This window comes from Paenibacillus lutimineralis (assembly GCF_003991425.1).
In the GTDB taxonomy this organism is placed as follows: Bacteria; Bacillota; Bacilli; order Paenibacillales; family Paenibacillaceae; genus Fontibacillus; species Fontibacillus lutimineralis.
Genome location: NZ_CP034346.1, coordinates 458,070 through 482,815, shown reverse-complemented (window position 1 = coordinate 482,815; position 24,746 = coordinate 458,070). Strand labels below are relative to the sequence as shown.

At 47.8% G+C, this 24,746-nt stretch carries 16 protein-coding genes; 2 read left to right on the top strand and 14 right to left on the bottom strand.

Annotated elements, in window-relative coordinates; all coding sequences use genetic code 11:
• Nucleotides 1–49: 49 nt before the first annotated feature.
• Together EI981_RS02180 and EI981_RS02175 are read right to left on the bottom strand one after the other, a co-directional pair.
• On the bottom strand, nt 50–4,231 hold the full coding sequence (locus EI981_RS02180) for a polysaccharide lyase family 8 super-sandwich domain-containing protein (protein WP_162616060.1): 4,182 nt from the start codon (nt 4,229–4,231) through the stop codon (nt 50–52).
• A 243-nt stretch (nt 4,232–4,474) separates the two neighbouring features.
• Complete coding sequence (locus tag EI981_RS02175) at nt 4,475–5,575, bottom strand: threonine aldolase family protein (protein WP_126995028.1); 1,101 nt, start codon at nt 5,573–5,575, stop codon at nt 4,475–4,477.
• A gap of 250 nt (nt 5,576–5,825) precedes the next feature.
• Between EI981_RS02175 and EI981_RS02170 the strand changes: the two genes are divergently transcribed.
• A complete protein-coding gene (locus tag EI981_RS02170; protein WP_126995026.1) occupies nt 5,826–7,046 on the top strand; it encodes a peptidase in 1,221 nt (406 codons plus the stop codon).
• 392 nt (nt 7,047–7,438) lie between these two features.
• On the opposite strand, the gene ltrA is transcribed toward EI981_RS02170, so the two are convergent.
• The 5 genes from ltrA to EI981_RS02145 form a co-directional block, all read right to left on the bottom strand.
• Complete coding sequence (gene ltrA, locus EI981_RS02165; protein ID WP_126995024.1) at nt 7,439–8,839, bottom strand: group II intron reverse transcriptase/maturase; 1,401 nt, start codon at nt 8,837–8,839, stop codon at nt 7,439–7,441.
• A 521-nt stretch (nt 8,840–9,360) separates the two neighbouring features.
• Nucleotides 9,361–10,740, bottom strand: a complete 1,380-nt coding sequence (locus tag EI981_RS02160; RefSeq protein ID WP_418789035.1) for a sugar porter family MFS transporter — start codon at nt 10,738–10,740, stop codon at nt 9,361–9,363.
• Nucleotides 10,741–10,972: 232 nt separating this feature from the next.
• A complete protein-coding gene (locus EI981_RS02155) occupies nt 10,973–12,322 on the bottom strand; it encodes an AraC family transcriptional regulator (protein ID WP_126995022.1) in 1,350 nt (449 codons plus the stop codon).
• Complete coding sequence (locus tag EI981_RS02150; protein WP_126995020.1) at nt 12,297–13,766, bottom strand: sensor histidine kinase; 1,470 nt, start codon at nt 13,764–13,766, stop codon at nt 12,297–12,299. Before EI981_RS02150 ends, EI981_RS02155 begins: the two co-directional genes overlap by 26 nt.
• On the bottom strand, nt 13,763–14,752 hold the full coding sequence (locus EI981_RS02145; RefSeq protein ID WP_126995018.1) for a substrate-binding domain-containing protein: 990 nt from the start codon (nt 14,750–14,752) through the stop codon (nt 13,763–13,765). Before EI981_RS02145 ends, EI981_RS02150 begins: the two co-directional genes overlap by 4 nt.
• Nucleotides 14,753–15,035: 283 nt before the next feature.
• Here EI981_RS02145 and EI981_RS02140 point away from each other — a divergent pair, with 283 nt between their 5' ends.
• On the top strand, nt 15,036–15,353 hold the full coding sequence (locus EI981_RS02140) for a winged helix-turn-helix transcriptional regulator (RefSeq protein ID WP_126995016.1): 318 nt from the start codon (nt 15,036–15,038) through the stop codon (nt 15,351–15,353).
• 91 nt (nt 15,354–15,444) lie between these two features.
• Here the strand turns inward: EI981_RS02140 and moaA are convergent, their stop codons facing one another.
• The 7 genes from moaA to EI981_RS02105 form a co-directional block, all read right to left on the bottom strand.
• Nucleotides 15,445–16,461: a GTP 3',8-cyclase MoaA gene (gene moaA / locus EI981_RS02135; RefSeq protein ID WP_126995014.1), complete on the bottom strand. Its 1,017-nt coding sequence runs from the start codon at nt 16,459–16,461 to the stop codon at nt 15,445–15,447.
• A 40-nt stretch (nt 16,462–16,501) separates the two neighbouring features.
• Entirely contained in the window at nt 16,502–16,945 is a 444-nt protein-coding gene (locus EI981_RS02130) for a molybdenum cofactor biosynthesis protein MoaE (protein ID WP_126995012.1), read from the bottom strand.
• 70 nt (nt 16,946–17,015) lie between these two features.
• Complete coding sequence (locus tag EI981_RS02125; protein ID WP_126995010.1) at nt 17,016–17,795, bottom strand: AAC(3) family N-acetyltransferase; 780 nt, start codon at nt 17,793–17,795, stop codon at nt 17,016–17,018.
• 215 nt (nt 17,796–18,010) lie between these two features.
• On the bottom strand, nt 18,011–18,220 hold the full coding sequence (locus EI981_RS02120) for a cold-shock protein (protein ID WP_126995008.1): 210 nt from the start codon (nt 18,218–18,220) through the stop codon (nt 18,011–18,013).
• Between the two features lie 93 nt (nt 18,221–18,313).
• Nucleotides 18,314–18,514, bottom strand: coding sequence for a cold-shock protein (locus EI981_RS02115; RefSeq protein ID WP_068779348.1), 201 nt, complete (start codon nt 18,512–18,514; stop codon nt 18,314–18,316).
• Nucleotides 18,515–18,934: 420 nt separating this feature from the next.
• Nucleotides 18,935–19,588 carry a response regulator transcription factor gene (locus tag EI981_RS02110; protein WP_126995006.1) on the bottom strand — a complete coding sequence of 218 codons (654 nt, stop codon included), beginning with the start codon at nt 19,586–19,588 and terminating at the stop codon, nt 18,935–18,937.
• Complete coding sequence (locus tag EI981_RS02105; protein ID WP_126995004.1) at nt 19,585–24,648, bottom strand: BREX system ATP-binding domain-containing protein; 5,064 nt, start codon at nt 24,646–24,648, stop codon at nt 19,585–19,587. The genes EI981_RS02110 and EI981_RS02105 overlap by 4 nt, the downstream gene beginning before the upstream one ends.
• Nucleotides 24,649–24,746: the final 98 nt, after the last annotated feature.

Sequence of the window (24,746 nt, the reverse complement as noted above, 5' to 3'; positions counted from 1 at the left end):
TCCCTCGATAAGTTATGCGGGGGACTTCTTGTCCCCCGCTTTAAAATAGTTATTGCAGTATCTGGTCGGCGAACCATTTCAAATCAGCAGAATCAATGATTCCATCCCCATTTATATCCGCTGCCTCTACTGCTTCCCAATCCGAGCTTGCGCTGTTCTTGCCGAAGCTCGCAGCCGCTATGCCCAGATCACCAACCGTAACTTTCCCGTCACCGTTCAAATCGCCAGTGATCTTCGATAGAACCACCTGAACCTCGCAGGTTGCAGATAGCTTGCCATCAGCCGTTGTCACCGTAACCTTGGCTCTGCCCGGCTTCAATGCCGTGATCGTTGCCTCGGATTCATTTGCCTCCAGCTTCAACACATCGCTGCGATCAACACTCCAAGCAAGCTCCGTGTTCGTAGCATTAAGCGGGACAAGTGCTGCTTTAAGATTCATCGATTCACCTGCTACTAGTACAGCCTCTTCACTGCTTAAGCTAATGCCTTTCACCGGAACATTCGGCTTGAAAGTAATCTCCAAGTAAGATTTATAAATTCCGCCATCGAATTCTTTACTTTTAATTGTCACTGTCAAATCTGAATCTCCCTGCAAAGCCAGACTCATCTGACCATCCAGCTTCAACCGCGACTGTGCAAAGGACGTAACATCGAATTGCCGCCATTGGGTATCCTTATCTACCGAGATCTTCTCAATGGAGGCACCGATCTCCGGCATGTTATTCCATGTCAGTGCAGTCTCGCTCCAATTGTTGCTCCCTACTTCATGGATACTTACTCCAGCATCCTTTGTACGGCTGTCATTAACCCCGCCATATACAAACAACTTAGCGGATTCAATCTCGCGGTCAGCAGGGATCCCGTTCATATCGAACTTCAGGAAGGCTTTGCGCAGATAAGTCCCCGTACCATTCTTAATGTCCATATAGCTGCGAGCGCCAAAGTTCGTATTAACATCTGAACCCGCTTGTACAAAAGCATCCTCGCTGACATAAACTGTGGATTTCTCACCCTGCTCTGGACCTTCAGGTTCCCCCTCCAATTCCGGGGCTTGCTGAGGATCATACTCGAATTGAATCTCATGGCTTCTGCCAAGAGAGCCCGCCGTATTGATCTCCAGCTTAAGATAAGGCTCCGTCTGTACAACGTTCACGGACTCGTCCTTCGTCAATTCCTTCAGTACAACCTTACCCAGATCGACTGTGACTTTGTTCTGAGTCTGTGTCGGATCTGACACGGATACGGTCAGCTTATTCCCTTCTTCCTTCACCATCACAGAGGCCGGATTAGATGCCCGAACGAATGCCGACTTGCCTGCCTCCCAGAAATTAAAGGCGCTTATACCCAGTTTCTTATCCTGGACAGCATGAACCTGACTTGATTGACTTAAGATTTCGATATCAGGATTCTGGCTGTATTGCTCCGTCTCAGCTACCCCTTTATTAGGCAGCAATACATAGGCATAAGATCCATTCTTCGGTGCGCTGCCGTGCTCGAATGCCAGACTTAAGTAATTTCTAGTGATCTGATCTGCCGAGCCGCCATCATTAATATTTTTCCAAGATCCGGTTCTTGCTTCGCGCTTCCCGTCAATGTCCGCTTTCTCAGGGAAATAATATCCGATGTCCGCTCCTGGAACATTGCCTTGCAAATGAGCCCAGCTAATTCCCTTCAGCGTCTCCTCCCAGCCGAGCGTGGCAGGCTTCACCTGACCGTCAACAACCAGATTATTGGAACCGCTGTCATTTATTTGCCGATTCTCTACAATCGTCTCTACCTTACGGTTAGCCGACCCTGAAATATCTGAACCTATCGCTACAATCTCATCATCGAACATGAACCAGGACTTCTTGCCCTGCAGATCACTTCCCGTGCTGTCCTTGAATGAATAATTCATGCCGCTTGCTCCGAATTGACCATCGAGCGTCGAGCCACCGACCCAGGCCCGAGGATTGTAATATGACGCCCAGTCTTTGGGAGCTGGTGCATAGCCGTCCGTTGTCGTTCCCGGCAAGCGGAGCATATCTACCGTCGGCCAGTATTGATTGCTGTACTGCGACAGATCATTGTTGTACAAGCTGGTCATGCCGATACCGGTATACCAGCCTTGCTTGTTCTCCCCATTGCCGTATTCAAAGGCCGAGATCCGCTGCGAGAACATACTAAGCGCAAATCCGTAGTCCGGACGCAGATGAACAACCCGATCCATCGCCGCGAAATTCTGGTGCTTAACCAGTTCTCCACGCGCTGTGACTGAAGAATCATTGATAATCGCTTTGATCAGATTCATCTCGTAAATGGGCATATTTTCATAATAGTTAGAGAATGTAGTATCAGACTGTACCCACTCCTTAATCATGCTCTTGATCTTGGTGGACTGTTCTGCCGGAGCGCCCTCTGCCAACCTCGCTAGCGTACGGATAATCGCACGTCCGGTCAGATGATCGGAGTCGCTCTGCCGTGAGATGCTGCGTCCCTTGACGTTATCCATCATGGCTCCTTTATAAATCAACGCTTCGAAGGAATCCTCGACCCAACGATACACATTGCTTGCGCTCGGATCGTTGATCTCCCAAGGAGATGCATTGAACAAATACATTAAGTCGGCCATTCTGCCGATCAGTACGCCCCCATAGGAACCCGTATAAGCAATGTTCGTATGCTGGATTAAAGATCCGTCCTCGTAGATCCCATCGCCTTTTTTGGCATATTGGAACTCGCCTGATATCGCGTTCTTGCCCTGTTCAATCTTGAAGCTCTGCTTGCCGACGACACCGCGTAATACAACGACCAGCGCCTTGTCGAGCAAATTCGCGCCGGTCTCGGTTACACTCCCATTCTGCACCCGCTTGGTCGGGTCCGGTACGAATGTATCGATAACCTTCAGATATTTGGTGATCTGTTCCTCGCTTAGATCATCGTACATAAGTACAAGAATATCCATTAGGGCCTGTGGAGTTCCAATTTCCCAGTCCCACCAGTTGCCAACGATCTTCTTGCTCTCGTTATATTGATAGGTATGCATCCAATCGAGAGCCGATATAATATCATCCTTCAGAGCGGGATTCCTATACTGTGATGTCCCCTCTGTCGAATATGCCGTTGCCATATCCTTGATCATCGTATAAGCCTTCGTAATCGCTGCCGAATCGGTATTATCGCGGGAGATTCCGCCAACCCATAAATTCTGCGCACCCGGTGTCTTGTCCATCAGGTCCCAGGTGCCTGTTGCTTGAGCATTCGAAATCCGGTTCGACAATTTATCGATGTAATTCCTTACATCCGAATCGCTCATATCCATCCATTCTCCGCCGATCAGCTTGGCATGCCACCTCTGCCTGAGCTCATCATAACCGTCCAGCATTTCAGTAGATTCTACCGTTATAAAAGCCTCCGCCCGGAAGAGTCCATCCGGTGTAGAGACAGTAATCGTCGTTGTTCCATAATCATTAGCTGTAACATTGCCCTCATCTACGCTCGCTACGTTCGGGTCGGATGATGTCCAAATCAGCGCCTGTCCTCCCGCATCCTGTGGCGTAATGACCGGTGTCAGTATGGCGCTATCCCCTGTATGCAGCGAGATTGACTTTGGCTGTAGGTCCAATCCTGTAATTCCTCCCCAGCGTTCAAGCTTCACATCATCGAACCATACCGTTCCCGTGCCTGTCTCGAAGAACGGCTCTAATCTAACATACCGAGCTCCAGCCGGAACAGATACCACGACCTCCTGTAGAGTCCAATCATTTGTACCTGCCATTTTAGTCGTGATGGGGCCGACGATATCATTAATCTTATCATCAACAGTGCTGCCATCCATCCCATTTACACTCCGGTAGAAATTAGTTCTGACAAATACTCCGCCGCTGGATACGACATCCTGAGTCCTGATCCAGGCACTTAGCTTGTAATTGCCCTCTGCCGATACCGGAACATTAATAGAGAGCCCCGTTCTATCACTGCCAGTGTGCTCGATCTGTACAGAATAAGCACCTGAGTGGTAAACCGCATCCGTAACAGACACCTTACCATTCTTACTGGCCAGCCAGGCTCCCCAACCATTTGGCTTCAAGCCGCCGATCCAGGATGCATCCGTTGTCTGAACCACATCTTCAAAGCCTCCATTAGGAACGAGATTATCCCCGGTTCCCTCATCCGCAGACACTTTGGTCACAAGCAGCCCGGCGGGAATCAGCACCTGAAGCAGCATTCCGACAATCAACACCACCGACATTCTCCTATAAAGCGCTTTCAACTTGAAATTCCCCCTTTCACCATGCAAGCTATTATTTCAGTACTGTACTTCATCATAGTTTCAATGATCCTCCTGGAAACAGGTCTGATTTTTACCCATTCACGGATAATTTTGACTTCAACCTATTGTATAGTTCGGGAAAATGTGGAAAAGACTCAAAAAACCCACAGCTAATGAAATTCATCATCCGCTGTGGGCTTGCTTTGTTCTGATCCTTAAGAACTATGCCTTACCAAGTAAACTTAACTTCCGAATCAACAGTGAGAATACGGTCTCGATCTGCTTCGAGGACAGCTCCGCATATTTATCTCCAACACTGATCTCTGTATAACATGAGTTCTCATCAATCGCCCGGAGATTTGAAGTGATGCCGATCCCGGTCTCCTCATACAGATCGATCAGAGCCTGCTCAACTTGCGCTTGGGGCGCCGCAAAATGAATATGGAACATGTTTGAAACGGGGACCTCTGGCACCGTCGCAGTTCTTGGGCAACGATTGAACCATTCAGCCAGTTGCCTGGCTCCCTGATAGTACTGCTCCATCTTGCCGATCCTTTGCTCGAAATAGTAATCTGAACTGATAATATACGGATATAAGCTGATTAAATCGCCGCCATGCCGTCTTTTCCAAGGCTTTGACTCCTCTGTAAACTCCGAATCCCCGGTCAGAATGGCCCCAGCTACACCGCCGATCCCTTTATAGAAAGAAACATATACACTATCGAAAAGGGAACAAATCTCAGCGGCAGTCTTCCCATAGTACGGCAGGATTTCAAACAATCTGGCACCATCAAGATGCAGCTTGATTCCCTGCTCATGACAATATGCTGAAATAGCCTCAAGCTCCGCATAATCCGGCAACTGTCCGCCGATTTCCCGTTGCGGCAATTCTAGAAGCAGACAAGAAATGTCCTCGCCCCTATTTTTAACATCGTCCAAAGTGATTAAGCGGCTTCGATCAGCCAGCAGGACCGGTTCTATTCCATGCAGCTTCTTGAGACCGTCTTCCTCATGAATTTCCAGATGGCAGAGAGGATGGTAAGCGACCTTTCGCAGTCCCTGCCGGTCACACCAGATCCGCAATGCGATTTGCTGTGCCATCGTCCCGCTAGGGAAGAACACAGCACTCTCCTTGCCCAAAAATTCAGCCATTTTCTCCTGGAACTGTTCAATAAACTTTCCCTTGCCGTACATATCGCTGTCTGTATCCTCATTCATGTCGTGAAATGTTGTCATAAGCATTCCTATATTTCTTGGGCCATGACCCGAAAGCCGATATGTAGTCTTGTTGAACGCAGAACCGATCGTTTGATTCATTGTCATATGTGATGCCTCCTTGTAGGTATAACTGTTCCGTCTCCTTAAATCAGATATTCTATGCTTCAGAGTACCACATGTAAGGGCACTGTAAAACAGCATTCCCAACGCTCTCCACTGTCCACCCACTTATGAAAATTTTCACTTTATCTGCAACATTTCTTAATGACCCCCGTCTATAAAGACGAAAACAGCAAACAAGGACACGCCATATTGGCAATTTACTACCTACACATAGAACTAGGAGGAAATACTGATGAACAAACCATTCAAAGTTTTAGCAACCGCAACGATCCTGGCTATGGCCGCTCTGCCTACAGCAGCTTTTGCTCAACAAGGGGTAGCAACGCCAGTTAATGAGACTGCTATCACTCAAGCCAAGGTTGTACCTGGAACAATGGGGAAAATCACCGATTTCGTTAATGATAAAACAGGTAAATTCATTACTGTCACCGGCCGCGGTCTGGCTGCAACCGATCAAAGTGAGATCATTCTCTCGATTACCAAAGATACCAAGATCGTCGATGCAAAAGGCCAAACCGTTGCCTTGAAGTCAATTATCGATGACAAGAAAGTGATTAAAGCTTTCTACGGACCGAACATCACCAAGAGCCTGCCAGCTCGCGGAACTGCCTTGACACTGGTCGTTCAAGACCATGACTTCAGTGCTATTCAAGGCACTGTCTCCGAAGTGACTGAAGATGGAAGCATCTTGGTGAAGGGAACTGATCTCTACGGCGGTTATAACGATGAGATCATCCTCCATCTAGATCCTAAAGCAACTATCCTCGATCAGAACCACAAGGCTATCGAAGCTGGCGATATCAAGGCCGGTATGAGTGTGGAAGCATTCTATGGCCCTGCCGTGGCGATGAGCTTACCTGCACAGTCAACCACTAACTATCTCGTTGTAAATACAGACGAGATTGCTGATCTTACGCCGGGTACAAGTGGAATTATCACGAGTAAGAATGAAAAATCGATCACCGTAATCGGCAACCCAATGGAGCACGGTGGCACCAATTATGTCATGCTGCATGTGGATAAAGATACAGTAATCGTTGATGAGAACGGGGCTGTATTAACTGCCGATGCATTGAAAGAAAATAGCTATATCGATGCCTTCTACGGTAATGTAATGGCGATGAGCTATCCTGGTCAAACCCATGCCGACAAGATTATTGTCAAAGCAGCTCAAGCGGTCAAAGCAGAAGGCACGATCACGAATTCGGAACGGGCAGGCGAAGGCCGTGTCTATCTCAACGTTGGCTCTGACGACAAGACAGAGAATGACATCATTCTGAACATCTCCGACAAGACCGTTATCCTCCCGTTAGCAGGAGACGACATGGAATTAAAGGACGGCATGAAGGTAGTAGTATACCACTCGCCAATCATGACGAAGTCTCTCCCAGGTATTACGAACGCGGAAGTCGTAATTGTTACTCCAGATAACAATACTGTGGCTGCTCAATAATATCGATGGGGTTAGCAGAAGCCATCCTCATCTGTACGGATTGTTAGAACCTCCAGGTGCTATTGACAGAAATTCCTGCAAAAATACAGTTTTTGATTGAGGCTCCCCCCTCTAAGAAAGGAAAACCTGCAAATACGCAGGTTTTTCTTCTGTTATTGGCATGATTCCAAGGATATAGGTAAAAAATCATGCATATTTGCAGCAATTTCACAAAAACAGCCGATTTCATTCGAAAAAGATGCATACTTGCAGTTTTTGTATTCTTCTTAGACAATAAATCGAATTTAACGCCTTAATTACTATGCCAACGAGAATAATCGAGTAGGAGGCTACCCATTAGTTGAGTAGCCGACCTCTCACACCACCGTACGTACCGTTCGGTATACGGCGGTTCAATCGCTTAAGTGCAAGTTATGCAGACGCTCGTACTGCGCAGGAAAATCGTAATATCCTGCCTGTACGAGCTTTTCGTTTGTAATCGAACGTTGTAGTATCGCGCTTCCGGCTATGCGCCAGTAACCAAGACGGGAGTTTCCCCATTGGTAGGCCTGCCTCTCTGGTACTCCTAGCTTGCGCAGGTTTTCTACCTTCGTTTTCGGCTTCTTCCATTGCTTCCAGATGTACATACGCATCCGTCTTCGCAACCATTCATTCCAGCTTTGCAAGATTCGCTTCATATCGGCTACGTAGAAATAACCGATCCATCCGCGAATGTAAACTTTTACTTTCTCCATGACCTGCCTGGCATTTCTGCCTTGACTCCGGCTCGTTAGCCCCTTCAGCTTCTTCTTAGCCTTTGCGAGGGATTGTTGATGTACGCGAATGTATACTTTCTTTCCTCTCTTCCCTAATGCGAAGCCCAGGAACTTGAAGTGTTTTCGAGCTACGATGCTTACTACTTTACTCTTTTGCCCATTCATCTTGAGTTTCAGTTTGTTCTCGAGATACCTCCCGCATGACTCCATAAGTCGCATCGCTGCCCGTTTACTCTTGGCAAGTACCACGATGTCATCCGCGTAACGGATTACGACAACTCCACGCCTTTCCATCTCCTGATCGAATTCGTTCAGATAGATGTTTGCCAGAAGCGGCGACAAAGGGCCTCCCTGAGGAGAGCCTTTCTCCGTTTCGCGGCGTACTCCGTTTTCCATAACTCCGCTTTTCAGGTACTTTTTAATCAGGTCAGTTACGCGCTTGTCCTCGATCTGTTTGCGCAGAAGGTTCATCAGCAACTCATGATTCAACGTGTCGAAGTATTTCGAGAGGTCGATTTCTACCGCGTGACCGTATCCCTGTTCTGCATAAGTTTTCACTTTTCGGATGGCTTGCTGCGCGCTCCGCCCTGGGCGGTAGCCGTAACTTCCATCCGAGAAAAGAATCTCAAACCGTGGTTGCAACTGCTGGGCGATGGCTTGCTGGATAATACGATCCACGACCGTGGGAATGCCGAGCATTCTCACTCCGCTTCCATCTGGTTTGGGGATTTCCTTGCGCCGTACTGGGTTCGGCTTATACCGACCCTCCCGGATGCTTTGCAAGAGTTCGTCTCTGTTTTCCTGTAGCCACGGCAGTGCCGCCTCGATGGTCATTCCGTCGATTCCCGGCGCTCCGTGGTTGCGCTTGACTTGCTTGTAGGCTCTGTTCAGATTGTCTCTGTCCAGTACCCTTTCCAGCAAATCTTTTGCACCGCCTCTTTCCTTATTTTCCCGAGTTTCGATACTCCGCGCTCCCGCATACTTTTCGTGTTCCACACTATCCCTCTGCGAGCAGCCCTTTCGGTATTCTGCTTTCATTGCATCGACTCTCCTTCCTGTATGTACTCGAGACCTTACGATTGTTCAGCCCTTCCCGAAAAAAAAACTTCCCGGTACTATGGCTTCTGCTGACTTCTCACAGCAAGCTTTACTCCGTCTTTCGGATTTTTTTTTTCCTACTCTACGTCTGTGAGATCTCCCCGGGTAAGAGCGATAACCTTCCCCTCATCCATCTGCCACATTTACATGATGAGATTCGGGCAGTATTGGACTTTGCTTTGTATAGCAAGCTCGTCCGTCTCACCATGCCTTCTATGTGATTTCTGTTCGTCAGACCGAGGGTTTGCCTCCGGCTTCCTTCAGATTCCGCCTCACGACGGACACCCTTGCCCTTGGCTAACAGTTCCTACTGCCGAGCCTGTAGCGGACTTTCACCGCCAAGTTATCGCCCATGCCGGGCGCACTACAGCAAGGGGCTTTCCATAATGGAAAGCCCCTTGCATTAATATATCTAAAGTTATCTCGGATATTCCTTACTCAAGTAAGCATCAAGCAATGAGTTATTTGGCAGCCCATAGCGACTCGATTTCCTCCAGCGACTTCCCCTTGGTCTCAGGAACCTTACGCCAGGTGAATACTACCGTAATCAGCGCCATAAGACCAAAGATCCAGAAGGTCAGCGCCGGGCCTGCAGAGTTAAGCATTGGTGGGAAAGCCTGGGATACGATATAATCAGCCGTCCAGAGAGCCATCGACGCAATCGCCGTAGCCTTGCCGCGAATCCGGTTCGGGAAGATCTCGGAGATAACGACCCATACCACCGGCCCAAGAGACAGAGCGAAGGCCGCTACATAGGCCAGAATGAAGACCAGCACGAGCGGACCGGAAGTATGACCTGTCTGGAATGCAGCGCCTATGACGATCAGACAGATCAGCATCGCTGAAGATCCGATCAGCAGCAGCATTTTACGGCCTACTTTATCGATCAGCCAGATTGCCAAAATGGTGAACAGGAGATTTATGATTCCGACAAAGATCGTCTGAATTAGGGCCGCATTCGTTCCTGCGCCCGTCTGCTTGAAGATCTCCGGTGCATAGTACAGCACCGCATTGATTCCCGTCACTTGCTGGAGCACGGCCAGCCCAACACCTACAATAAGAGCCAGTCTCAGCGCTGGACTGAACAATTGGCGGATCGAACCGTTCTCGATTTTGAACGACTCCTTAATGTCCAGCACCTCCTGCTTCGCTAATGTCTCGCCATGAATCTTGACCAGAATTGGAAGAGATTCCGCTGCCCGGCCCTGCTTGATCAACCATCTTGGGCTCTCAGGCACGAAGAACAGCAGGACCAAGAATAACAGACCAGGGATAATACCGAAGGCGAACATCCAGCGCCAAGCGGTAGATATGCCCCAGGCTTCATTCCCCAAGCCGGCAATCCATAAGTTAACGAAATACACTAAGGATATTCCTGTAACCGTTGCCAGTTGATTCAATGCCACGAGACGGCCGCGATATTTGGCTGGAGCAATCTCCGCATTGTACAAGGGGCATAGGGTTGACGTTATTCCGATCCCGATTCCACCGATCATTCGAGCAATGATGAACTCGTTGAACGTATTCGGTACCGCCGAGAAGACGGATCCGATAATGAACAGGATCGCCGCCGTGATCAATACTCTCTTGCGGCCAAATTTCTCACTTAATACTCCGGAGGACAAGGCGCCAACGATACAACCGATAATCAAACTGGATACAGCCCAGCCTACCTGGAAGTCATTCAAGTCAAAATGCTGCTTCATGAAACCGATTGCACCAGACACTACAGCTGTATCAAAACCAAATAGCAACCCGCCGAGAGCAGCGACTATAGACACCAAGGTTACGAATTTCATACTGACTCGATCGCCTTGTTCTGATATATTTGAGCTCATCATTTGACGTCCCTTCTGTGTTGTACTTTCTCTTGATTTCACATACTTTCTGAAATCCAAAGTTATTGTAACACGGGGACTATTCCAATCTACGCTCGAATCCCTTCACTAATTTGTGCAATGCCAGCATAAAATTAATCCCCGTCCATTCTTGTTCCGCCAAGGGACATTACGCTAGCACAAATTAAGCACTCATGACAAAAAAGTCCACGTTAAAACACATGGACCTATCTTCTCATCGTAGCTGCTGTCGGTATTCCGACGGTGTTACTCCGGTGACTTTTTTGAACACTCTGCTAAAATAATTGGGATCCTTGTATCCGACGGCATAACACACTTCCTTCAGGCTGAGATGGCTATCCTTCATCATCTCCTTGGCCTTCTCGATGCGAAGTCTCGTAACATAGTCGATGAAGGTCTCCCCCGTCTGCTGCTTAAACAGCTTGCTGAAGTAATAAGGATTCAGATGAACATGCTCTGCTGCATCTTCAAGCGAGAGGTCTTCCTGGTATTTACGGTGGATATAAGCCACAGCTTGGTCCAGCATATTGTGCGTGCTCTGCTCCCGCTCCTCACGGATTTGGCGGATGGCCAAATCAACATATGAATTCTCTCCGACGGAACGTATGGTGGGGGTCAGTTTGTCTTCATTCTTGCCTGGACGCTCTGGCTCAGCAAAATTCAAGTCCTCGAAGCGGTTGATATCTCCCCATTGATCATATTTGGATACAAATACAGCCTCATAGTACGATTGCTTGATACCTGGGATGCCCGTTTGCACTGAACCAATGCCAACTGATATCATAATGTCGCATTGTTGACTAAGCCCTTCGGCCAGCTTACCAGCCAGAAGTGCCGCTTCTTCCCCTATTGAAGCGCTACCACCCTGCGGATCTCCAAGTAGAAAGATCGCCATATGCTGGTACACCAACGAGCTGATCGTCACGGAATAGGGTTCTTTTATCAATGCATGCGCCAAGTTCTTGACCTCTTCATACACCCGCTTCTTCTTATCACCAAGCTCGGAAAAGGCAAGCACCAATGCGCACCCTCTCTCGATAGATAGACTTAGAATATCGGCTAGCTGTTCCACCTCGGTCTCATTCACCTGATCGGCCATCAAATGCAGTGCAATTTCCGTCTCTGCGAGCGGCAGCAGCTGATAGAACTTATCTCTGACCGCAAGCTGTTCATTCCGCTTATGCCGCTCCGCTTCGATCTCCTGGACGAGCCTTTCCAATACAGCCGCTACTTCGGCCCGCTTAGCCGGCTTCACCAAATATTCCCGGACTCCCAGGGAGATCGCCTGTTTCGCGTAATCGAAATATTCATAAGCAGTGATCATCACCATTTTCACATCCGGATTCTGTGCTTTAATCTCCTTCAGAGCATCAAGTCCTTGAATCCCCGGCATTCTCACATCCATCATGACAATATGAGGGTGGAATTCGGCCGCCTTCTGGATCGCCATCCGCCCATTCTCCGCATGAGCAATCTCGAACGTGCCTGGCATCATCCGTGTCGCAATCCACTCAATTCCCTCCCGTTCCAAAGCTTCATCATCTGTTATCAGTAGGCGGTACACGGCTCTCCTCCTCACCTGTAGCTGGAATCCGTATAATCACGGTCGTTCCTTTTCCTGGTGCGCTCTCAATTTCGATCATATCTTTCTTGTTATAAAATAACTCCAAACGTTTGAACACGTTATGGGTGCCAAGCCCTGTGGAATGCCCCTTCTCGGGAACCTCGCGCGCCTCCAACCGATTCGAATCATAATTAAGTAGCGAGTCGCGAACCTCTTTGCTCATACCAGCCCCATTATCAGAAATGGCTACCCTTGTCTCGCTAGGCTCACACGAGATTGTCAGCTTGACTACCGCTCCTTCCTCCATTCCTTCGATGCCGTGTACGAACCCGTTCTCAAGAATAGGCTGCAGAGTCAGCACAGGCACCAATACATCAAGACCTGCCTCGTCGATCTCGGTCTCGAAGCGAATGCGCTCGCGGAAGCGGGCCTGCTGAATGAAGAAATATTCCTTGGCATGCTCCACCTCTTCCCTTAACGTCACTGGACGATCCAGCTTCCGCAGATTGTACCGGAGCAGATTGGACATCGACACTGTCAGATCACTCGTCTGCTCTGCTCCCTCTAGCAGCGCAAGCTTGGACATCACATTCAATGAATTGAACAGGAAGTGCGGGTTAATCTGATTCTGTAGCACTTCCAGTTCTAGCTCCTTCACGAGTCGATCCTTCTCCAGCCCTTCCTTCTCTTTGTCAATCAGCAGTTGAAGATTATTCTGCATTTGTCCGAACGCCTCGAAGAGCACACTAAATTCATTATGAGCATCGATTGAGGGAGGGCTCACCTGCAGATTTCCTTCGGAAATTTGCTCGGCCGTCTCTACCAATTCCTGTATCGGTCTCGTGATGCGTAATGAAATCCAATAAGCCAGCATGACGCTGATGATCGTATTCAGAACAAAGACAGCAATCCCCCAATGGTTCATCACTTCGGTCTGAACGAGAATCTTCTTGTAAAACGGCTGATAATAGCTTAACTCCAAATCAATGAGCTGATAAGCTTCTTCCTGGATAAACTCCGCAGTTGTCTCGGCCTCCGTATAAGCCGTAGCATAGGCAAGGGGAGCTGCGCTCTCTAGAGAATTAAGGATGCTCTGTTCTTGCGAGATAAAAGTCGACAGTAAATGGCGAAAGCCCCTCATATTTAACCCGGCCGATTCAATAGCTTCTTGTCTCAATAAGCTAGATTGCAGCTTCTTCAGCTCTTCGTTCCTCTCCTTGTACAACTCCAGACTGCTATCACTATGGTCCATGAGATATACATTGATCGCGCTTAAGTTTATACGCGTCTGTTCATCAATTTGCTTGTATAGTAGTACCCGGTCCAGCATCATATTATAGCTTTGCTGCACCGTACGCCCACTCTGAAAGATAAAGAAGGATACCGCATTATTCAGAATTAACATGGCCGGAATAACGATAAACAGCATTCTGCGCATATTCATGGGCTAATTCCTCCGCCCTGCAGTTGAGCTTGATCTAAGATATAGGTAGGAATGAAGTACTCCCCAGAAAGCTTGTCTCCTTGAAAAAGGCTGCTTAGCAAAGCCATCGACTTAGCACCAATCTCCTGCGGCTGCTGAACAATAGATGCCTTAATCTCCTCCCGCGCGATACCTTGCCGTGTTATTTCCAGATCATCGAACCCATAAATACGAACTCCCTCTTGACCAATCGCCTTCACTCCTTCCAGAATGCCTCCGGCATCCAGGGAGCTGAATCCGACGATCGTTCTAATATCCCTATATTGGGTGAGCATATCTCGTGTCTGCTTAGCAGCACCAATATGTGAAATATTCGAAGAACGGACGTCTACGATTTCCATATCGGCAGCCGAGGTAATCACCGAGCGGAACCCCTCCAGCCTTAGACGCTGACTGTCTGCTAATTCACTACCGATAATGACCCCAATCTTGCCGTTGCCTGCATGATCTTTTAGCACAAGCTCGCCCATCTGTCTGCCAGCAGCCCGATTATCCGTCCCTATATAAGCCAACCTTTTGCTCGACGGTTCATCCGCATCCACCGTAATAACGGGGATTCCTTGAGCTACCGCCTGATTAATCAGCCGTTCGTAGCCCGGGTCGGCCATGCCCTGGATCATAATCGCATCCGGTCTCAGAGCAATCGATTTCTCCAGCAGTCGGATCTGCTCTATCGGATTGCTGCGAATCGGTCCCATGTAGACTAGCTTTATTCCCTGCTTCCCCGCTTCATCCTTAGCTCCCTTCTCCATTTCCCGCCAGAATGGATTGTCTTGCTCCTGAGATATCAGTACAACATACTTAAGTGAAGCCTCCTCCGCCTTGTTCGAGCTAATTTGTCGTACCAGATCATTGATTTTCAACGTCGAGAAGAAGAATTGAGACAATATATAAGCAAAAAAAACGACGAGGGCGATCAGTCCAAGCAGCCATTTGCGATTTGACATTGAGCGCACACATCCTTCATCCATTTCATAGGCTCTCATAAAAACTGTGCTGTTAGTATAACACTAATGAATTATGCAGACTCTTTACAGTTCTTTTACAACACCTATTACGTATTATTGCTTCGCTGTATCGTTTAATTAATTTAAATAAAATGACCCTTGGTTACTTTATGAAAGTAAATATATTTCTACAATTTATCCGCTAGTGATAATATTGGTTACGAAAAGTTATCTTGTTAATTTTATTTAGTGGATGTATAATGCTTAACAAGAGGTGATAGCGATGGAAATGCCGCAGCTTTGCCCCCGATTTGAACGAGCTATTGAACTATTGAGCAAACGTTGGTCTACATTAATTGTATACCGACTGCTGGACGGACCGCAGCGATTTATCGATATCGAGAACTCTTTACCCAATCTGAGCGGTAAAGTTCTGTCCGACCGACTGCGAGAGCTTGAGACAGAAGGTGTCATACAGCGCACTGTATATCCGGAGAAGCCCGTACGCATAGAATACTCATTAACTGATAAAGGCCGCGACCTTGCCCCCTTGATGGATGATATCCAACAGTGGGCGACGCGCTGGGTTGAACTGGACTAACCGATCAGCCGTTTACTTTATCAGCCTAGTAGAACACACAAGAGCAATCCATTCCTGTCTCCGAAGGAGATGAGGAGGATTGCTCTTATTATTATCCGCCAATATAGGACATATTTATTTTTTTGCGGGTCTGGGCCGTCTGTTCGGTACGTTCATCGGAATAGCGGTCATGCCGTGACTCCCATACATCGCGAATCGCATGAATAAGCTGAGATCTAGTAGCCCCACTACGCAGCATTTGCCTCAGATCGAAGCCCTCCGAAGCGAAGAGACAAGTGTAGATTTTACCTTCTGACGACAGACGGGCGCGGGTACAGGTGGAACAGAATGATTCCGATACCGATGTGATGAAGCCAATTTCGGCCGAGCCATCCTTATACTGATATCGCTGGGCAACCTCCCCGAAGTAATTACTCTCCAGCGGCTCCAATTCATATCGCGAAGACAACAACTGATAAATTTCCCGTTTGGTCACGACCTTCTTCATACTCCAACCATTATCGTTGCCAACGTCCATGAATTCAATGAAGCAGAGCTTGATCCCACGTTCTTTGAAGTAGCCCGCCATAGGCAAAATCTCCTGCTCATTCAAGCCCTTCTCCACCACCATATTGACCTTCACCTGCAGACCAATCTGTCTTGCATATTCAATATTGTCCAGAATATGTGAAGGCTCGATTCCTCGTCCGTTAATATGTCCGAACAGCTTAGGATCTAGCGCATCCAGGCTCACATTCACACGGCGCAGCCCTGCATTCATCAGTGAGTCTGCATATCGTCCTAGTAACAGTCCGTTCGTTGTCAGTCCAATATCTTCGATCCCGTCGATCTGCCATAGCCTCTCAATCAACGATGGCAAATTGCTGCGCAACAGTGGCTCACCGCCTGTCAGACGGAGCTTACGGACACCGAGAGAGGCAAAAATCTCTGCAACTAAGACGATCTCTTCAAAGGTGAGCAGTTCTTCGCTGGGCAGGAACCTGTAATCATCGCCAAAGATTTCTTTAGGCATACAATAGGTGCAGCGAAAATTACAGCGGTCGGTCACAGATATCCGCAAATCCCTAATCGGCCTCTGCAGTTGATCCTGCATCGGCTCTATTTTCATAGCTGCTTCACCTTCTTTGTATAGCTAAACTTCAGATTGATCAAGGAGTTTCTTTCGGCTCTGGATTTCTCCGCTGATCACCGATCCATTCCTCGCCATTCTCCCAAATTTCCTTCTTCCAGATCGGTACGATTTCCTTAATACGCTCAATTGCGTATTCATTCGCCTCATAGGCTGCCTTACGATGTGGAGAAGAGACCGCGATGACTACCGCGATGTCGGAGATTTGCAATTCACCGATACGATGAGCAATCGCTACTCTTGTACCAGGCCACTTTTCTTCGATCTCTTCGCCAACCCGAGCCAGCATCTTCTCGGCCATTGGAACATACGCCTCATAAGCAAGAAACAACGTTTTAACCCCTTGCGTCCACTCGCGGACATGTCCCGTAAATACCGTTACCGCACCTGCTCCAGGATGAAGCACGTAATCGATATAAAGCTGAACCTCTATGGGCTGTTCGACAATTTCATATTGCTTCATATAAATCCTCACTTGATATATTCGTAACGTCGATATTTACCACTATATCATTATGAATCCAAATTCCCGATTAGGGCAAGTGTACAAGTTCATCGGCAAGCGGCTCATTATCCGAGAATAAGTCCGGATTCTCATGCAGCATCTTCGTCAGTATGTCCGTCATCTGCACGGTATCACAGATCCAGGTGACGGCATCACCGAACTTGATCTTGCGGATTGCCCCTTCCCGTTCAAGAATCTTCTCTACCTTCCAGAAATGCTCCGACCATGACAGTCCATAATGACGTCGTGAAGGCACCGGAATCTCCGTTCCATCACCAAGCACAACGAATAATTGCTCATGACTATCCGTAACTCTGCCAGGTATGTCCACCCATTCCTCGATCCCATGAATGAAAGTATTGCGTCTTAGATCAACACCCACAAGCATAATCGTCGCTTGGCGATCCAACAGCTTGCCCCATGGGGATTCCCTATGGCAAGGCGTATCGCATAATTCCGCCCCGGCTACGAATTCGGCTGCATCCTCGCCCAGAGCCGCCACCGAATGTGTCGGGTGGTAAGAACGAATCGCGCCTTCACGCCCCCGGAACAATTCCGGCAAAATGCCGACGCAGGATGGGGAGGTCTCCACATAAAACTTTGGATTATCCGCATTAATGTAAGACCAGGTATGTGTCGGAAGAACAAGCAGCCCCTCCTGCATATATTCACTTAGTGCATCCAGCACCGTATCGGCTCCTCCATCTACTTCACCAATGCTCTTCATGGATGAATGCACGAGCAGAGTGCCTTGGCGATCGATATTGGCCGCCGCTAATTGATTGATTAGACTGTGTCTTGTATGCATTATCATTAGCCTCCCATTATAGTGATGCAAGACCATTATGGCCCATTATACCCTAGACACCTGTAATGACAAGACATATGTTCACAGTAGATCGTCCTAACAAATAAGGAGTATGCAGATAACAAAAAACTGACACCGGCATTGTACCGAGCGTCAGTTCATAAAGAAAAATTCATCATATAGTTTTCTACCCCATGTTTCTTAGCTTACTTCATTCAACCGTGATGATTGAAGCTGGTATTGGTCAATACTGCGAGCATCCGCTCATCTTCCGCCATGGTAGACCCACATTGAGGACAAGTAGGGTGATTCAAAAAAGCAAAGTTGCGTCTCATCCAACCGTTGCAATCATCATTCGTGCAAGACCAAATGGCCGTGATCTCCTCTGGAATTTCTTCCGCTTGCTTTTTTCTCGAGTTGTACACGAAGCATCCCTCTCTTTCTCATCTGGAATGATTAGCTGATAAAATAAAATGCCCCAAACTTGTACGTCTGGGGCATATTATCTTTAGATAAGCTTACAGCTTAACAACGTTCTCGGCTTGTGGACCACGGTTGCCTTGAACTACGTTGAACTCAACGCGTTGGCCTTCGTCCAAAGATTTGAAGCCATCGCCAACGATCGCGCTGAAATGCACGAATACGTCGTTGCCGCCTTCAACCTCGATAAAACCAAAGCCTTTCTCTGCGTTGAACCATTTAACTGTTCCTGTTTCCATGAATATTACCTCCAAAAATTTAATTATATGACCTCTATATTCGTTTAAATAATAAAAATCACATATTGCACAAGGCTATGCACTTAAAATCATAACCCTCTACAATATGTGAGTTCAGGCCAAAATTCCAATTACTCTCATTATAGTTCAATTCGCTTAAATAAGCAACTGTACTAATTTGGATTTATTACCTGTTCCCTGTAAAGAATGATTCAAGTCTTTATGTTTAGCACCTGTAACAACAATATGAACCGTTTTGAGGTCATTTCGAAGCCTGCAACTAGTGTGCTTGAAACACACTCTTATAATATAGTCGGGGACCCGCGGAAATATACCTGATTCTGTAAAAAGTTTCATCATACACCGTCCAAATCCCCACATACACTCCTCCAGAATACTCTTGTTAGATTAGATAGTCCATCAAATAATGGACTGCAGGCGAACGATCGCCTGCGCCCGATCCACAACCTCCAACTTACTGTATAGATTGCTGATATAATTCCGGGCGGTACCTTCGGCAATATGCAGTGCATCGGCAATTTCACGATTATTCAAACCTTTGATAATCAGGTGAGCCAGCTCTTCCTCACGATCCGTTAGCTTAATTTGCTCTAGGGTCGATCTTTGCCACTGCTCATATTCCTCATTGAACCGATTCATCCGTGCCGCCAGTTTCGCTGCGACGGCTGCGGGTAGAACGAATTGTCCGGATACGGTATCACGGATTGAAGCAATCATTTTATCCGCATCCATATCCTTCAGCATATACCCGCTCGCCCCATTAGCCAAGCCTTCTACAATATAATCCGTCTCTATAAAAGTAGTCAGAATTAGAATAAATACATCGGGATGATTCTGCTTGATTCGCTTCAGCGCACTAATTCCATCCATGACCGGCATACGAATGTCGAGCAGCACGAGATCCGGCTGTAGTGTATCCACCATTTCGCAGACTTCCTGGCCATTTCTGGCTACACCAATGACCTCAAGATCATCCTCAAGATCGAGAATCGTCCGTAAGCCTTCCCGTGTCAGCATCTGATCATCAGCAATCACTATTGAAATCTTCTTCATACCTTCTCTCCAATCCAACGCGATGCGTAAGGCAAATTTATCACGATCTCACAGCCTTGATTCAACTGCATATCAACGACAAGGCTTCCCCCCAATTGCTCGACCCGATCCTTCATCGCCTTCAGTCCAAAGCCCATCTTGATATGCTCTGCCCCTAGACCTTGGTCCTTAAGCTTAAACTCGATGTTAGAGCCCACTGTTCGCAGGCTGAAGTGAAACTCCGTACTCCCTCCATGCCTGATTCCATTCGTCAGACCTTCCTGAAGAGCGTGATAGATCGTCTTCTTCTGAGCTTGGGATAGCTCAGGCGGTTCGTAAATAGAAGCATGGATCACAACTCCCGTATTGCGCTCCGTATCACGAATCAGCTGCCTTAGAATCGGCATGAAGTCGGCATGCTTGTCCTCCTTCAGCATATGAACGGCTCCGCGAATTTCATTCAGACTATGCCTGACCAGCTCCTGCGCTTCCTTCAAGCGCTCTGAAGCGGATTCTGCATCTTTATAGAACAACCGCCTGCCCGCCTCAATTTGCAAAATGGTTGAAGTGAGCGTGTGGCCGACAATATCATGGATCTCCTGAGCGATTCGGTTCCGGTCCTCATAGATCGACACTTCGGCCAGTGCGACAGCTGTCTCATGCATCGATTGCTCCAAACTGCTAGTTCGCTCAGCAACCTGCTCCTCCAGACTGTCCTTAAGAATCTGGATCCCGGTATACAGCCCGGCATTAGCAATGGAAATTGCACATTGCGAGCCGAGCAGCTTCAATATATCAAGCCGCTCCGGGGTGAATACACCGGTAGATAGCCGGTTCTCCATATAGAGCAGACAGATCAATTTATTCTGATACATGATCGGCAGGCATATGACCGACTTCAGTCCCTGGTCACGGACATAGCGATCCCGCGCAAACATGCCTTCCTTCGCGGCGTCATGAAGCACGATCTCCTCCTTGGTTCTAGCCGCATAGCCAATAATAGCTGCAGGAATAGGAGCCAAATCCTCCTCATACGGGATAGATTCGATCTGGAGATCCTCAGGGGTTCCGTAGGCTTCAATCACCCATTGTCCATGGTGATCAAATAAGAGCGCTCCTGAATCTGCACCAGCATTATGCAGCATAATACTCATCAGCTTATGAAGCAGACGGTTCATTTCCATCTCTCCGGATATCGCCTGCGCCGACTGCATAACAGATATATAATCGATATTCTCTAAGCCCAGTTCTTGCCTTCTTGGCAACAAATAGCCGTATTGCCGCTCCATAGAAGATAACTTTGCAGCCGCCCCCCATTTCTTGTATGCATCATAGGACACCGATAGATGGAGCTTCGCCAATTGCAGCCTATCTCTTCGGAGCCAATATTGGCCGTAACACTCCGCTGCCATGCCTAGATCATGAGTATGTCCGTACTTACGTGCGGTTTCGATCGCCTGCTCATACCATTCTTCCGCCAGATGCAACTTGTCGCTAATCCGATACCATTCAGCTCGAATCAACTGGTATTTATGCAGATTATTGTGAGGACAGCGATCGGCAAACTTCTTCAATTTTTTCAAACGCTTGTGTATACCTGCTCTATATTGCCGTTGCTTAGATACAGATGCCTGCTCGTATAACTGAGCCCACACCAATGATTCATAAGTATCCTGAAGTATATGATCGAATTGTTTAGAACGAGCTCTCGCAATAACCGCTGCCTGACCCAGCGCTTCCTCCGCTTGCTGATATTCTCCTAGCACATATCCGCTCACGTATTGATAAATATAGACCAGCTCCTGGATCACATGGAGCTCATCACCATGAGCGAACTCGCTGCTGGACACATCGATTCGTGCAAAAGGGTCCTCCGCTGATCTATAACCTGTCAGACGGGCGAGCAGAGCGGTAAATACCGCCGTCAGCTTCAAGTGGTAGCTGTTGTTATGTCTCATGAAATCCCCGGCGTGGGCAAGCAGACTTTCATAGATGTCCCCGAGCGGATGCCCATAGTTCAGCAGCATTGCCCCATTGATCAGAACACTTTGATTGCCCTGCCATAGATCCCCGGACTCTAGCCCGACCTTCCCTGCATATTCACAAAAAATATCAAGCAGTCCTGGATCGTATTGACGCCAGCTATCGAAGCAGAGTGAGAAGGAAGTAAGCGCCTTGGCGTAGAGCGCAGGATAAGGCTTCGCCAACTTACAACCGAGCGTCCCCCATTTAAAAGCCTCTTCATCACGTTGAAATTGATAGTAAAGAAACAGCGCATAGCCTGTAAAGCCAATGGAAGCCTCCGGGGTCATTCCATAGTCCAATGTCATCTCGATCATCGTGCAGATGGAAGAGACCCAGCTCTTCTGATTCACATGGAAGCAGGCATTGCTTGTATATACCAATGTCATCATAGCCGCCTTGCGGGCCTCATCAGTCATGGCTGGCAGCTGAAGCAAGGTCTCTGGCGAATGCTGCTGAAGCATCCGGCTCACCTTTAGAAGGCGGAGGATGAGTCCAATTGTGCTGGGTTCAAAGGTATGCTTCACACCTAGTAATTCCAGACTTCTCATGCCCAGAGATATGACCTCTTCATGATTATCATTGGATGCCTCTAATTGGAGCTTAATCATATATACAAGCGCCTTATCTTGAGAACTCTCCGCATGATGAAGCAGCAGGCTGAACAATTGGTTTGCCTCTTCCACATGAGAACAGAGAAACTCGGCTTCTGCCCTTTCACGATAAATTTGAAAAGTCAGCGCATAATCGCTATCCCAGCTCTCTTCTGTCAGCAGACTAGACGAATTACGCAAATAAATAAGCGCTGTCTCATAAGCCGTAGCTTGCTTGGCTTTCAGGCCCGCTTGCAGGTTCAGTTCCACCGCTTGTCTTCTCTGCTTAGGTTCATTAAGCAGCTCCAGCGCCTTGTTCAAATGATTCACCGCTGTAAATACATCGGATTCATCTCCATTATGCAATTGTTCTACTAAATAATGGCCGAATCGCAGATGTATTTTCTGACGCTCAGCCTCGGGAAGTAACTCATAGGCTTCTTGCCTTACGTAATCATTGAGAAATTGATATCCTTGCCCATCATCGGAAATATGGATGAAATGCTCCTGATTGGCAAAATCCATTATCTCCTTAAATTCCTCCAAAGACCGTCCAGTGATAAAGCTGAGCAGCTCCAGGCTGAATCCATTCCCAAGACAGGCCGCTTGTCCCAATATACTGGCTTGTTGCTTTGAGAGGGCTTTCATTTTATCCCTCACGTAAGAGCTTGCATTTCCCGGAACATTCATACCCGCGATATACGGAAGATCCCAGCACCAGCCACGAGTCTCCTCATCAAAAAAGATTCTTCTCTCCGAGACCAAATCCTGTAGAAGACGCTGCAGGAATAGCGGGTTGCCTCCCGTCTTGTAGAACAAAGTGCGAACCAGCCGTTCATCTTGGGAAGCATCATAGTGGATCGTGTCTTTGAGCAATTGTTGTATAGCGACCCGATCAAGCCCCCGTAGAAGAATATGACTCCTCTTCACATATGCCGACTTCAGCCGACCTTCCAGAAGCATTGCAGAATCGGCTGCGGAGCCTTCCATATCCCTGCAAGCCAAGATGACTAGCATATGCTTCAACTCGGAATCATTTAATAAATGGGTCAGATATTGCAGCGAAGCTTCATCCATCCACTGCAGGTCATCCATGAATAAGACCAACGGGTGACCCTTCTGCGCGAATATCTGGATAAATCGGTTCATCAGCATATGGAGCCGTTGCTGCGCCTCTAGTGACGGTAGCGAAAGTACCGGAGGCTGCTCGCCGATCAACAATTCAAGTCTTGGGACCAGATCAACTAGCAATTGACCTAAGCCATCCAATACCTCTAATATACGAAGTCTCCAAATCTCAATCTGTACCTTTCTCTCCATGAACAGCCGATTAAGTAATTCATCGATAAGTTGTATCCATACGTCAAAAGGGGATGCCGACGGATTAGAGGCTAACCTGGACTGGGCGAAGAATCCCTCATGAGATGCATGATCTAGAATTGTCCGCTGGACGAAAGATGTCTTTCCTATCCCCCACTCCCCTTGCACCAATACTACTTGCGCCCCTCCCTCGGATACCTGATCTAATACGTCCAATAGCTGCTGTTGCTCCGCTTGCCGTCCATAGTAACTTATGGGGCCGCTCCATCGCTCTGGAACATCATGACTGCCTAGAACAAAGGAATCGATCTTTCCAGAGGCCTGATAGCGGAACAGACACTCCTCCAGATCATACTTGATCCCATATGCACTGGAGTAGCGGGCTTCGGGAGTCTTCTGTATACACTTTGCGATAATATCTGATACGGTTACCGGTATGGAGGGATACTTTGGATGCAAAGGTTCTGGCGTGCGGGCAATATGGCGATAGACAATATTCGATACATCCTGAAGATCGAAGGGCAGGCTGCCCGATAACAGTTCATATAATGTGATTCCAAGTGAGTAATAATCGGTGCGAAAATCCGCTCTTCTCCCCGTTCTTCCGGTCTGTTCAGGTGACATATACGGCAATACCGATTCAGGGCGGCTCCTTATCGAGAGCGGACTCTGATTCAGGTCGGTCGAGCATAAGCGAAGATCAATGAATCTGACGGACTTCGCAGACGGATTCACATAGATATAAAGGGGAATGATCTCATGAAGTATAATATTCTCGCGTTGAAGAACCATCAGGGATCGGACGATCTCTATAGCGATTTCGAGAAAAGTCGTTAAATCCAAAGGTTTGCTGCCGGAGCGCAGGAATTGATCGAGCGTGATGCCCCCATCATCGCGCAGAAGCAGAACAGGCCGATTCTTCAGCATATGCAGCCCATAGGTCTTTGCCGTCCCTCTCCCATCTAGCTTATGGAGAAGGTCAAACTCATATTGGAAGGAGTCTGTGAGCTTCTGCTGCGGATATTCTTCACAAGTTGTCTTGGCGATCACATATTGTCCGTCCGAAGGACAACGCAATCGGTACAACACAACCTCCTCATTGCTGCTCAGTCTGCCGATTGTCTCGTAGCCCAGTAACTCGATCATTTCACTATCCTCCTTGCAGCTTCTCATCGTTCTGGGAAATATTAATCATTATATCATTTGAATTCGCCTGAATTATACCGTGTTGATTAAATACCATA

Excerpts from the sequence above, each read along its gene's own strand:
- moaA (WP_126995014.1), bottom strand. The coding sequence starts at position 16,461 with ATGAAAATAGAGCCGATGCAGGATCAACTGCAGAGGCCGATTAGGGAT.
- EI981_RS02145 (WP_126995018.1), bottom strand. The coding sequence starts at position 14,752 with ATGTCAAATCGCAAATGGCTGCTTGGACTGATCGCCCTCGTCGTTTTT.
- ltrA (WP_126995024.1), bottom strand. The coding sequence starts at position 8,839 with ATGAAAGCAGAATACCGAAAGGGCTGCTCGCAGAGGGATAGTGTGGAA.
- EI981_RS02175 (WP_126995028.1), bottom strand. The coding sequence starts at position 5,575 with ATGACAATGAATCAAACGATCGGTTCTGCGTTCAACAAGACTACATAT.
- EI981_RS02125 (WP_126995010.1), bottom strand. The coding sequence starts at position 17,795 with ATGCATACAAGACACAGTCTAATCAATCAATTAGCGGCGGCCAATATC.
- EI981_RS02105 (WP_126995004.1), bottom strand. The coding sequence starts at position 24,648 with ATGATCGAGTTACTGGGCTACGAGACAATCGGCAGACTGAGCAGCAAT.
- EI981_RS02160 (WP_418789035.1), bottom strand. The coding sequence starts at position 10,740 with ATGATGAGCTCAAATATATCAGAACAAGGCGATCGAGTCAGTATGAAA.
- EI981_RS02115 (WP_068779348.1), bottom strand. The coding sequence starts at position 18,514 with ATGGAAACAGGAACAGTTAAATGGTTCAACGCAGAGAAAGGCTTTGGT.
- EI981_RS02110 (WP_126995006.1), bottom strand. The coding sequence starts at position 19,588 with ATGAAGAAGATTTCAATAGTGATTGCTGATGATCAGATGCTGACACGG.
- EI981_RS02180 (WP_162616060.1), bottom strand. The coding sequence starts at position 4,231 with ATGTCGGTGGTGTTGATTGTCGGAATGCTGCTTCAGGTGCTGATTCCC.
- EI981_RS02130 (WP_126995012.1), bottom strand. The coding sequence starts at position 16,945 with ATGAAGCAATATGAAATTGTCGAACAGCCCATAGAGGTTCAGCTTTAT.
- EI981_RS02170 (WP_126995026.1), top strand. The coding sequence starts at position 5,826 with ATGAACAAACCATTCAAAGTTTTAGCAACCGCAACGATCCTGGCTATG.
- EI981_RS02150 (WP_126995020.1), bottom strand. The coding sequence starts at position 13,766 with ATGAATATGCGCAGAATGCTGTTTATCGTTATTCCGGCCATGTTAATT.
- EI981_RS02140 (WP_126995016.1), top strand. The coding sequence starts at position 15,036 with ATGGAAATGCCGCAGCTTTGCCCCCGATTTGAACGAGCTATTGAACTA.